This is a genomic window from Enterobacter cloacae complex sp. SHL021 (genome assembly GCF_049237765.1).
In the GTDB taxonomy this organism is placed as follows: Bacteria; Pseudomonadota; Gammaproteobacteria; order Enterobacterales; family Enterobacteriaceae; genus Enterobacter; species Enterobacter cloacae.
In genome coordinates this window covers 1-11,201 of the sequence record NZ_JBMKJG010000002.1, presented here as the reverse complement: position 1 = coordinate 11,201, position 11,201 = coordinate 1, and the positions used below count along the sequence as shown (strand labels likewise).

Below are 11,201 nucleotides of genomic sequence, written 5' to 3'. Positions count from 1 at the left end.
ATTTCTTATGATTAAATCTAGACTCATTCAGCGCATTTATTGTGTTCAATTAAACGCTTCGTGACAACCTTAACCGAAACATCGCACCCCGGGAGGCCCCATCGTGAGTTTATTCGACAAAAAGCATCTGGTTTCACAAGCAGATGCATTACCGGGACGCAACACCCCTATGCCAGTCGCAACCTTACACGCCGTGAATGGCCATTCCATGACCAACGTACCTGAAGGCATGGAAATCGCCCTGTTTGCCATGGGCTGCTTCTGGGGCGTGGAACGCCTCTACTGGCAGTTGCCTGGCGTCTACAGCACCGCGGCGGGCTACACGGGCGGATATACGCCAAACCCCACCTACCGCGAAGTCTGCTCCGGCGAGACCGGCCATGCTGAAGCCGTACGCGTGGTATACGACCCGTCCGTCATCAGCTATGAACAGCTGCTGCAGGTATTCTGGGAAAACCACGACCCGGCGCAGGGTATGCGTCAGGGTAATGACCATGGCACCCAGTATCGTTCGGCGATTTATCCGCTCACGCCTGAGCAGGAAGCCGCCGCACTCGCCAGTAAGGAGCGTTTCCAGCAGGCCATGCGCGACGCAGGTGATACGCGCGAGGTGACAACGGAAATCACCACCGCGAAACCGTTCTACTATGCCGAGGACGACCACCAGCAGTATCTGCACAAAAATCCGTACGGCTACTGCGGAATTGGTGGCATCGGCGTGTGCCTGCCGCCGCAGCTTGCCTGATTACTGATCCAGCGCCACGCGAGCCGCGTGGCGCGTGGCATTACTGACTGAGCCGTAATCCATGACTTTGCCCTGCAACAGCAGGTTATAGACCGGCGCCTGAGGTCGGTTGAGCCGCGTTTGCAGCAGGTGTACGGCCTCAATCCCCAGCTCACGGCAGGGCACCGTGACGCCTGTGATCGGTTTTTCCAGACGGTGCGCTAAATTCCATGCAAAATCGGTCGTAATGAGCGAAATGTCTTCCGGAATGCGCAGCCCGTGGCGCGTTAACGCCCTGATCACCCCCTCCGTCATGCTGGTACTGTTCGGGAAAATCACCTCTGGCCACTGCGATCTGTCATGACTTAACAGCCATGCATCCAGCGCCCGCTCGGCCTCCTCTGCCGTAAACCACTCCGTCACCAGCAAATCACGCTGGGGATCAAAGGCCACGTGAAAATGGCGGTACGCCTCTTTAATGCCGTCCAGACGCGCATACAGCGTCTCACGCCGCAGGCAGGTGAGCGTGAGCACACGGCGGTGCCCCTGCTCAAAAAGGTACTGCATGGCGGTGAAACCAATCGCCCGGTGATCGGGTGATACGGCGTCCAGCACCCGATCACGATCAACGGAGTTAATCAATACGCAGGGCTTATTCAGCGTGCTCGCCAGTTTAAAGATGGTGGAATCATCAGTTCCAATAATTATTATTGCGTTTATATTCTTATGGCTGGCCTTTTCCATAAACAATTTCACGTCGGCGTGCTGCTCTTCTAATCCGCAGCAACTGACCCACACGTTATGCGGGGCGCACGCTTCAGCAATGCCTTTGGTCACTTCCAGATAAAAAATGTCTCCACGCCCCTGAAAAGTTCTTTCCGGGGCAAAGACAGCGATACCGTTAATTAACAGCCTTCCGCTTGCCATTGCCTCCAGAACACCTAATTCGCGCGCGGTGCGAACGATCGCGTCACGGGCTTTATCGCTGGCATAAGACTTGCCGCTTAATACCCGCGAAACCGTGCTGACGGAATACCCCGTCAGGGTCGCAATCTCCTCCATTTTTAATCTGCCCGGCATAGTGTGACCTCGCTCTCAATCAGTTTTTGCAAATATTTGCAGAAACAGCGCTTTGATTTTAAAACCAAATTTCAGAGACCCTGGAGATTACTTAAACAGCTTGCGAGTATTCTCACAAAAACACATTGTCGCTGCGGCTCCCCTTTCCTATTTTCCGGTCATCCCTCATTTCAACTGAAATTAAGGTGTGACATGGAGAAGGTACGTTTTGGCATTATCGGAATAGGTAATATCGGTACGGTCCACGCGCGTTATTTACTGGCGGGTACGGTCAGTGACGCATGCCTGGCGGCGGTTTGTGATAATGCACCGGAAAAGCATCCGGCCATTCGCCAGCTGGTCGGCTCCCTCCCCCTTTTCAGCGATGCGCAGGAGATGCTTCAGAGCGGGCTTATCGACGCGGTGATTGTCGCAACGCCGCACTACGAGCATCCGCGTCTGTCGATGCTGGCAATGCGCCACGGCATCCACACGCTCTGCGAAAAACCGGCCGGCGTATATACGGCGCAGGTGCAGGAAATGAACGCCTGTGCCCGGACCTGCGATGTGGTGTTCGGCATCATGTACAACCAGCGCCCGAATCCGCTCTACCAGAAGGTGAAAGATCTGATCGACAGCGGCGAGCTGGGTGAGATCCGCCGCTCCAACTGGATCATTACCAACTGGTATCGCTCGCAGAGCTACTACAACTCCGGCGGCTGGCGCGCCACCTGGAAAGGAGAAGGCGGTGGCGTACTGCTCAATCAGGACCCACATCAGCTCGATCTCTGGCAGTGGCTGGTTGGTATGCCGATCCGTCTGCGCGCGTTTTGCCAGTTTGGTAAGCATCGCGACATTGAAGTGGAAGATGAGGTCACCGCCTACGCCGAGTACGCCAACGGTGCGACGGGCGTATTTATCACGACCGTGGCTGAAACGCCGGGGACCAACCGGCTGGAGATCGTCGGCGATCGCGGCAAGGTGGTCGTCGAAGAAGGGAAACTGCGCTACTGGCGGCTGCGGGAATCTGAAACCGCCTTCAACGCCCGCTGGCAAAACGGCTTTGGTGAACCGGAATGCTGGGAGGTCACGCTTCCCGTCGGCCCGGAATGCAGCGAACACCACGTTATTACCGCCAATTTCTGCGGCGCCATCCTGCGCGGCGAGCCGCTCATTGCCCCGGGGCTGGAAGGGATCCACGGGTTAACGCTCTCCAACGCCATGCACCTCTCCACCTGGACCGACGACTGGGTCGACCTCCCGCTCAACGAGAAACAGTATCTGCGCTTGCTTCAACAGCGTATCAGCACCTCAGTGGCTAAAGAGACCGCCAGCGTCACGCTGGATGCCTCCGGCACCTGGTAACTCAGGAGAAGAAACGATGTTAAATGTCGCCATCGTGGGAACAGGAAATATCTCGCATAACCATATTCAGGGTTATTTGCAGTTTGGCCAACGCTGCCGGATCGTCGCGCTGGTCGATATCTACCCGGAAAAAGCCCACGAGAAAAAAGCACGCTACAACCTGACGGACGCACGCGTGTATGAAAGCCACGAGCAGATGCTGGCGTCAGAGCCAGATATCGATATCGTCGACGTCTGCACGCCGCCCTACGTTCATGCAGAGATAAGCATTAATGCCCTCAATGCGGGTTGCCATGTGCTGTGCGAAAAACCGATGGCCGCCTCGCTGGAGGAGTGCGACGCCATGATCGCCGCGCAACAGGCCAGCGGTAAATTGCTCGCCATCATCGCTCAAAACCGCTTTACCGATGCCTTCTGGCGTTTAAAAGCGGCGCTGGATTCGGGCCTTGCTGGCAAGGTGTGCCATGCCCAGGTGGACTCGTTCTGGTGGCGCGGACACTGCTACTACGACCTGTGGTGGCGCGGCACCTGGGAAAAAGAGGGCGGCGGCTGCACCCTTAACCACGCTGTTCACCACATCGACGCCATTCAGTGGATGCTGGGCTTCCCGTCTGAAGTGGTGGCTATGATGACCAACGTGGCGCACGACAACGCTGAAGTCGAAGATCTCAGCGCGGCAATATTTAAATACCCCAGCGGCGCACTCACTCAGCTAACCGCCTCGGTCGTGCACCACGGAGAAGATCAGAAAATCATTATCCAGGGTGAAAAGGCGCGCATCTCTGCACCGTGGCAGGCCTTTGCCAGCGTCAGCGCTGATAACGGCTTCCCCCAGAATGATCGGGACCTGGAGCGGGAAGCGCAGCTTAACGCCGTTTTTCACGAGACGCCGAAGCTCGAATGGACGCTGCACACCGGGCAGATTAACGACCTGCTGTATGCCATCGAGCACGGCACGGCGCCGTTAGTAGATGGCCTGCAGGGCAAACGTTCGCTGGAGCTGATAACCGCGATCTATAAATCCGCCATCACCCGCTGCGTGGTTTCGCTGCCGATTCAACGCGACGATCCGTTTTACCGTACCGGCGGGACCAACGCCCTCGCCCCCCGTTTTTATGAAAAATCCGCAAGCGTCGCCAACTTCAGCGAAGTCGGTGCGATTCCCCTGGGCAAAGATCTGGATGAAGGAGTAACACCATGAACAAAAATGACGGCATGAACTACGCGCCAGTGGGTAAACCTCAGCCCGTTGTCAGGGAAGGAGAGTTTGTCTTTGCCGCTGCCGCGCTCGACCACGGCCATATCTACGGCATGAGTAACGGCCTGATTGAAGCGGGCGCCACGCTGAAATGGGTCTACGACCCCGATCCGGCAAAAGTGGATAAATTCATTCAGCAGTATCCGCAGGCCAGGGTTGCTGACTCCCTGGATGTCATACTCGCCGACGATGAGGTGCGTCTGGTAGCTGGCGCCGCCATTCCCGCCGAGCGCTGTGCGCTGGGGCTAAAAGCGATGGCCGCAGGCAAAGACTACTTCACCGATAAAGCCCCCCTTACCACCCTTGAACAACTGGCAGATGCAAAAGCCATGGTGGAAAAGACGGGCCGAAAATACGCCGTGTATTACAGCGAACGTCTGCACGTTGAGAGCGCGGTCTTTGCCGGACAGCTGGTGCAGCAAGGGGCCATTGGCCGCGTCGTACAAACGCTGGGGACGGGCCCGCACCGGGAAGGGACCGGCCGCCCGGACTGGTTCTACGATCGGCGCTATTTCGGCGGCATTCTGTGCGATATCGGCAGCCATCAGATTGAGCAGTTCCTGTTTTACACCGGCAACAGCGACGCCTCCGTGGTGGCAAGCCAGGTACGGAACGTTAAACACCCCCAGTACCCCGCCTTCGAAGATTTTGGCGATGCCATGCTGAAAGGGGAAAACGGCGCCAGCGGCTATTTCCGCTGCGACTGGTTTACCCCTGACGGGCTCTCGACCTGGGGCGATGGCCGCCTGACGCTGCTGGGCACCGAAGGCTATATCGAGATCCGCAAATATGTCGATCTCACCCGTGGTGAACAGGACGTGGTGTATCTCGTCAATAACGAGGGGGAGTTCCGTTATCCGGTCGCCGGCCAGGTCGGATTCCCGTTCTTTGGCGAGCTGATCCTCGATTGTTTGCATCGTACTGAACATGCCATGACCCAGGCTCACGCCTTTAAGGCGGCGGAGCTCTGCGTGAAGGCACAGATGCTGGCCAACGCAACGGCATAACGGGAGGCGACAATGAAGCTCCTGAACACGGCGGTGATCGGCGCCGGAGCGATTCACGGTTGCCACGTGAATGCGCTGCGCCAGCTCCCCAACGTTGCGCTGCGCGCGCTGGCAGATATCGACAGCGTCAAAGGACTGAAGCTGGCATTGGGCTATCAGTGCCGCTTCTATCAGGATTACCGGGAGATGCTGCTGGATGATGCCAGCGATGTGGTCCATATCTGCACGCCGCACTTTGAGCATAAAAGCATGATTCTGGCGGCCCTCGCCGCCGGAAAGCATGTTTTCTGCGAAAAACCGGTGGGCATGAACAGCAGCGAACTGGTGGATATCACCCGCGCCGCTGACCAGGCTACGGGTCTGCTCGGCGTGTGTTATCAGAACCGGCTCAACCCCACCAGCCTGCGCATTCGCCAGGCGCTGGACGAAGGCGAGCTGGGAAAAATGCTCAGCATCAAAGCGGTGCTGACGTGGTCACGCTCGGGCGCGTACTACACCCAAAGTCCGTGGCGTGGGCGACTGGCTACGGAAGGAGGCAGCCTGCTGATCAACCAGGCCATTCATACCCTCGACCTGATGCAGTGGTTCGCCGGCGGCGTGACGCGTGTGAAAGGCGTGGTGGATAGCGGTGAGCTGGCGGACGTGACGGAAGGCGAAGACAGCGCGATGGCCACGCTGCACTTTGCTAACGGCGCGCGCGGCCTGTTTTACGCCAGCAACTGCAATACCACCGATTCCCCGCTTCTGATGGAGATCCACTGCGAGCAGGGCTCGCTGCTGCTGAACAACAACACGCTCTGGCGCGTGACGCCGGGCGAGCGCGTCAGGCTCACCTGCGACGACTCCCCGGACGGTTCGGTCAAAAGCTACTGGGGGCTGGGCCACCAGCAGGCGATCCGCCGTTTTTATCAGGCTATCACTCACCCCGGTTACACGGATTACACCGATATCCGTGAAGCCGGGAAATCACTCACCCTTGTGGAGGCTATTTATCGATCATCTCAATTAAGGCAATGGATAGAAATCAATTAATAGAACGTAATTTGTATTCCAGCAGTAAATAAAAAACGACCCGACAGATCGGGTTAATCATTACCCTACACTGGATATTATTATGGTCAAACCAACTGAACGTAGAGTGGGTTATGGCGTGGCGCTCGGCTACGGTATAACCGATCTGTTTGGCGGAGGCGCTTTCGCCATTATCGGCACCTGGCTTTTATTTTTTTACACCACCTATTGCGGGCTCTCTGTCGTCGAAGCGGGTTCGATATTTGCTATTGCCCGCGTCATTGATGCGTTATTAAGCCCGATTATGGGTTATATTACTGATAATTTCGGTGATACCTGGCTCGGGCGTAAATTTGGCCGTCGCCGCTTCTTTTTATTACTCAGTTCGCCCTTAATGTTTCTGTATGCCCTGCTGTGGCTTACGGACATGGGTTACTGGTATTACCTTGGCACTTACCTCTCTATTGAGCTATTGTCGGCGATGGTGCTGGTGCCCTGGGAAACCCTGGCCGCTGAGATGACTAACCGGTATGAAGAGCGTAGCCGTCTCTCCGGCGTGCGTATGATCTGCTCTCAGCTCGGCGGCTTTCTTGCGGTTTCCGTTCCCGGCGTCATTATGCAGTTCACGGGGAAAGATAATCCGTTTACCTATACTCTTACCGGGCTGATATTCTCCTGCGTATTCTGTATTGCGGTATTTATTACCTGGTACACCACCTGGGAAGCGAAAGATGTGCAACAGCCATCCACGTTTAAAGTGGATAAACAGCGCAGCAGCGGATTAATTAATCACCTGAAATATCTGGTGCTGGATCTCTTTTCCTCTTTCCGTATTCGCGCGTTCCGCCTGCATATTATTATTTATATCTTTTCATTTACGGCGATGGACGTATTCGGTTCGGTCTTTACCTATTATGTCGTGTATTGTCTGAGCCAGGACGCGGCAGCCGTCTCCGGCTGGCTGAGCATTGCGGCTTTCGCCTCGGTACCTGGCACATATGGATTTATGCTGTTGCTGAACAGGCTGAATGTCTCCCCTTCTGCCGCCTTGCGCCTCTCTTATGGCGGGATATTCTTCGTGCTGGTGTTCCTGTTTACGGTCTACCTGACCAAAACCCAGGTGCCCACGCTGCTGTTCACGGCGGTCTTTATCCTGCTGGGCGCCACCCGCGCGGGCCTCTATTACATACCGTGGAATATCTACAGCTTCATTCCTGATATTGACGAGATGGTGACGCAGCAGCGCCGCGAAGGGATTTTTGCCGGGGTAATGGTCCTGACCCGCAAAAGCACCGTGGCGATCGCCATCATGATTATTGGCCTGGTCCTGCAGGAGTCCGGCTTTGTGAAGGGCGGCGGCGCACAGCCTGAAAGCGCGCTGGGGGCGATTATAGGCCTGATGATCTTCGCGACGGCAGCCCTGCTGGCGGTGAGCTTCTTCACTACCTATAAATTCAAGCTCACCCGCGACACGCATAAGCTGCTTCTCAAGGAGATTGCCCGCCGTAAGCTGGGCGGTGATTACCGCGACTGCGATGCCAATACCCGCGTGGTGATAAAACAGCTCACAGGCTATGAGTACGATCAGGTGTGGGGAGGCGATGCTGCCCGTCGTGCAGTGAACAACGTCGGGTTATCGGCCGCAAAATAGCGCGTCTCGCCGGGCCGGTTCGCCGCCTGCCCGGCCTCTTTTCGCCTCAAAATGTGACCTCTGGCAGGTTTACATCTCTTTACGCTATACTACCCGCTGAAATAATCAGCTCAACGCTACGAGCTGACGTTCAATGTGTTTCCACACAAATGGTATCAACTTCCCTTCCGAGGATCTGGCGAGAAGCCGGATAAACTATGTTAAACAGTATTTTAGTAATACTTTGTCTGATAGCCGTCAGCGCATTTTTCTCGATATCCGAGATCTCGCTGGCCGCGTCCCGTAAAATCAAACTTAAGCTGCTTGCCGACGAAGGCAACATCAATGCTTCCCGTATCCTGAAGATGCAGGAAAATCCTGGAACGTTCTTCACCGTGGTACAAATTGGCCTGAACGCGGTCGCTATTCTCGGCGGTATCGTGGGGGATGCAGCGTTTTCTCCGGCCTTTTACAGCCTGTTCGTGCAGTACATGTCCGCCGAACTTGCCGAGCAGATGAGCTTTATTCTCTCCTTCTCGCTGGTCACCGGGATGTTCATCCTGTTCGCTGACCTGACCCCGAAACGCATCGGTATGATTGCGCCAGAAGCTGTGGCTTTGCGTATCATCAACCCGATGCGCTTCTGCCTGTTCGTGTTCCGTCCGCTGGTGTGGTTCTTCAACGGCCTGGCGAACGTCATCTTCCGCATCTTTAAACTGCCGATGGTGCGTAAAGATGACATCACCTCCGACGACATCTACGCCGTGGTAGAAGCCGGTGCGCTGGCCGGAGTGCTGCGCAAGCAAGAGCATGAGCTGATCGAAAATGTGTTCGAGCTGGAATCCCGTACCGTGCCCTCTTCCATGACGGGCCGTGAAAGCGTGATTTGGTTCGATCTGCATGAAGACGAGCAGAGCCTGAAGAATAAAGTCGCGGAGCACCCGCACTCTAAATTCCTGGTCTGTAATGAAGATATCGACCACATCATCGGCTATGTGGATTCCAAAGATCTGCTGAACCGCGTGCTGGCGAACCAAAGCCTGGCGCTCAACAGCGGCGTGCAGATCCGCAATACCCTGATTGTACCGGACACGTTGACGCTCTCTGAAGCGCTGGAAAGTTTCAAAACCGCCGGTGAAGACTTTGCCGTTATCATGAACGAATACGCGCTGGTGGTGGGTATCATTACCCTCAACGACGTCATGACCACGCTGATGGGTGACCTGGTCGGCCAGGGTCTGGAAGAGCAGATTGTGGCGCGTGATGAGAACTCATGGCTGATTGACGGCGCAACGCCAATCGACGACGTGATGCGCGTGCTGGATATCGACGAGTTCCCGCAGTCAGGCAACTACGAGACCATCGGCGGCTTTATGATGTTTATGCTGCGTAAAATCCCGAAGCGCACCGACTCGGTGAAGTTCTCCGGCTACAAGTTTGAAGTGGTGGATATTGATAACTACCGCATCGACCAGCTGCTGGTGACGCGTATTGATAACAAACCGACCGTGCTGGTGCCGAAGCTGCCGGATGCGGAAGAGAAGGTGTCGGCGTGATAACAAAAGGGCAGTGATTAACTGCCCTTTCTTTTTTCACTCATATGCAGTACGTATCTGACATTGATAAAAAAATTTAGAACGGTGATGAATCCATATATATAAAACTATAGCCTGCAACGTTCTTAAATTTAAAGATATCACCACTAACCTTAAGATGGATAGAATTATCTTCAATTTTTACATACACATCTGAGGCGGTAGTCACCAGGAAAGGTTCATAGCCACTTCTTAGATCATTTAAAAAATCCGCATCCGATTTTTTCGCAGAGTATAGGTAATATTGGTATACATATGGAGTGGTTGCTCCAGCATTACTTTCAGTAATAATTAAAGTTGACAACTCACCAACTTTCTCTCGGCGTATAATATCTTGTTCAAGGTAAAGAAATTCATCAACTACACGCCATATGCCACACCCTAACAAAATAATCACGACGATTATATATAGCCACTTCTTTTTAAAAACCAGAGCGTTGAGCATAGTCTATTCCTGCTCTAATCCATGTCTGATCGGTTGGATCATCCCCATGTGAATCCGGCCCTTGATAATTTTTAAAACTAGGGTCGCTGGTCCCTGCAAGAATTTGAGCAAGTCCGGCTGCCCGCAATAATATCTCGGGTTCAATTCCGGCGGCAATGCCTACCGCTCCGAAATGAAAATTTCCAAAATTTTCGTATTGCCTACCTAATATGTTTTTATAATCCCAAGGGCCATGCCCTTTTACTTGCTTATAAAACCATAAGTAGGTCAGCGCTGACGGGCCATGATGGAACCGCGCAATCATCATGTTGTTTGATAATGAAACGCCGGGTGGAGAAAATGAAGAAATATCATAAGGAGGTTGAGGCTTAACAGCGATTGCTGGACGTCTCATGTTATGCCCTTTCGTTCCAGCTATCGGAAAAGAGCAAATTCCCATCACAGTGTTTCCATGTTATTTTTTCATATCGCATCTCAACACATTCAAGGTGATTATGTTTCTCTTTCGAAGCATCTTTCGTATCATGCATGACAGGAGAAACTCCGACAATTTTTACGTTTTCAAGAAACATGTTGTTATACTCAACTTCCTGACCCGCATCGTTAATACGATACCATTTAAACTCTGCGCTTATTAACGTTTGACCGGTACAAACCGCCTTGAACAGATAGGGAGATAAACAATCAAATTCTTTCATAAAGAGGATACTTGAGTGCTTCCTTGTTCCGGTAATTTTTCCTGTCAATGGATCTGTTGGAATAGATACATTATGTGAAAACCCATTGATCTCTATACTTGACTCTCTATCTTGCACGTCAACAGCACCTTTTATTAACGCACCACCATCATCCTTCAGCCATAAATAAGCAGGAATAGCCATCCTTAAAACTCCTTTTCGTTAATGAGATGAGCATTCTTTATGCGTTATTCAATAAGGCCAATAGAGAATCAATTTTTTATTGTTTTATATCAAAACGAGAGCACTGAAAGAGAGTTTAAGAATAACTACACAGGTAATGACTCCAACTTATTGATAGTGTTTTATGTTCAGATAATGCCCGATGACTTTGTCATGCAGCTCCACCGATTTTGAGAACGACAGCGAC

At 53.5% G+C, this 11,201-nt stretch carries 12 protein-coding genes; 7 read left to right on the top strand and 5 right to left on the bottom strand.

Going from position 1 to position 11,201, the window contains the following annotated elements; all coding sequences use genetic code 11:
* The first annotated feature begins 103 nt into the window (after nt 1-103).
* Nucleotides 104-745, top strand: coding sequence for a peptide-methionine (S)-S-oxide reductase MsrA (gene msrA, locus ACOTZF_RS02265; RefSeq protein WP_014830428.1), 642 nt, complete (start codon nt 104-106; stop codon nt 743-745).
* Here msrA and ACOTZF_RS02260 read toward each other — a convergent pair whose 3' ends face one another.
* Nucleotides 746-1,804, bottom strand: coding sequence for a LacI family DNA-binding transcriptional regulator (locus ACOTZF_RS02260; RefSeq protein WP_029882373.1), 1,059 nt, complete (start codon nt 1,802-1,804; stop codon nt 746-748).
* Between the two features lie 192 nt (nt 1,805-1,996).
* Here ACOTZF_RS02260 and ACOTZF_RS02255 point away from each other — a divergent pair, with 192 nt between their 5' ends.
* The 6 genes from ACOTZF_RS02255 (at nt 1,997) to ACOTZF_RS02230 (ending at nt 9,610) form a co-directional block, all read left to right on the top strand.
* Nucleotides 1,997-3,148 (top strand): Gfo/Idh/MocA family protein, encoded by a 1,152-nt coding sequence (locus tag ACOTZF_RS02255; RefSeq protein ID WP_013095330.1) that lies wholly within the window; start codon nt 1,997-1,999, stop codon nt 3,146-3,148.
* A 16-nt stretch (nt 3,149-3,164) separates the two neighbouring features.
* Nucleotides 3,165-4,349, top strand: a complete 1,185-nt coding sequence (locus ACOTZF_RS02250; protein WP_058660607.1) for a Gfo/Idh/MocA family protein — start codon at nt 3,165-3,167, stop codon at nt 4,347-4,349.
* Nucleotides 4,346-5,413, top strand: coding sequence for a Gfo/Idh/MocA family protein (locus ACOTZF_RS02245; RefSeq protein WP_045292417.1), 1,068 nt, complete (start codon nt 4,346-4,348; stop codon nt 5,411-5,413). Before ACOTZF_RS02250 ends, ACOTZF_RS02245 begins: the two co-directional genes overlap by 4 nt.
* Before the next feature lie 12 nt (nt 5,414-5,425).
* Nucleotides 5,426-6,445 carry a Gfo/Idh/MocA family protein gene (locus ACOTZF_RS02240; RefSeq protein WP_421636043.1) on the top strand — a complete coding sequence of 340 codons (1,020 nt, stop codon included), beginning with the start codon at nt 5,426-5,428 and terminating at the stop codon, nt 6,443-6,445.
* Between the two features lie 82 nt (nt 6,446-6,527).
* Nucleotides 6,528-8,075 (top strand): MFS transporter, encoded by a 1,548-nt coding sequence (locus ACOTZF_RS02235; RefSeq protein ID WP_058680816.1) that lies wholly within the window; start codon nt 6,528-6,530, stop codon nt 8,073-8,075.
* A 197-nt stretch (nt 8,076-8,272) separates the two neighbouring features.
* Nucleotides 8,273-9,610: a hemolysin family protein gene (locus ACOTZF_RS02230; protein WP_013095324.1), complete on the top strand. Its 1,338-nt coding sequence runs from the start codon at nt 8,273-8,275 to the stop codon at nt 9,608-9,610.
* A 76-nt stretch (nt 9,611-9,686) separates the two neighbouring features.
* On the opposite strand, the gene ACOTZF_RS02225 is transcribed toward ACOTZF_RS02230, so the two are convergent.
* The 4 genes from ACOTZF_RS02225 to ACOTZF_RS02210 form a co-directional block, all read right to left on the bottom strand.
* A complete protein-coding gene (locus ACOTZF_RS02225; protein ID WP_038984254.1) occupies nt 9,687-10,094 on the bottom strand; it encodes a hypothetical protein in 408 nt (135 codons plus the stop codon).
* Nucleotides 10,072-10,488 carry a polymorphic toxin type 44 domain-containing protein gene (locus tag ACOTZF_RS02220; RefSeq protein ID WP_071885244.1) on the bottom strand — a complete coding sequence of 139 codons (417 nt, stop codon included), beginning with the start codon at nt 10,486-10,488 and terminating at the stop codon, nt 10,072-10,074. Before ACOTZF_RS02220 ends, ACOTZF_RS02225 begins: the two co-directional genes overlap by 23 nt.
* A 1-nt stretch (nt 10,489) precedes the next feature.
* Nucleotides 10,490-10,975: an Hcp family type VI secretion system effector gene (locus ACOTZF_RS02215; protein ID WP_058651181.1), complete on the bottom strand. Its 486-nt coding sequence runs from the start codon at nt 10,973-10,975 to the stop codon at nt 10,490-10,492.
* Between the two features lie 147 nt (nt 10,976-11,122).
* On the bottom strand, nt 11,123-11,201 hold a 79-nt coding region (locus ACOTZF_RS02210), incomplete at its 5' end, for an IS1 family transposase (protein WP_001401901.1).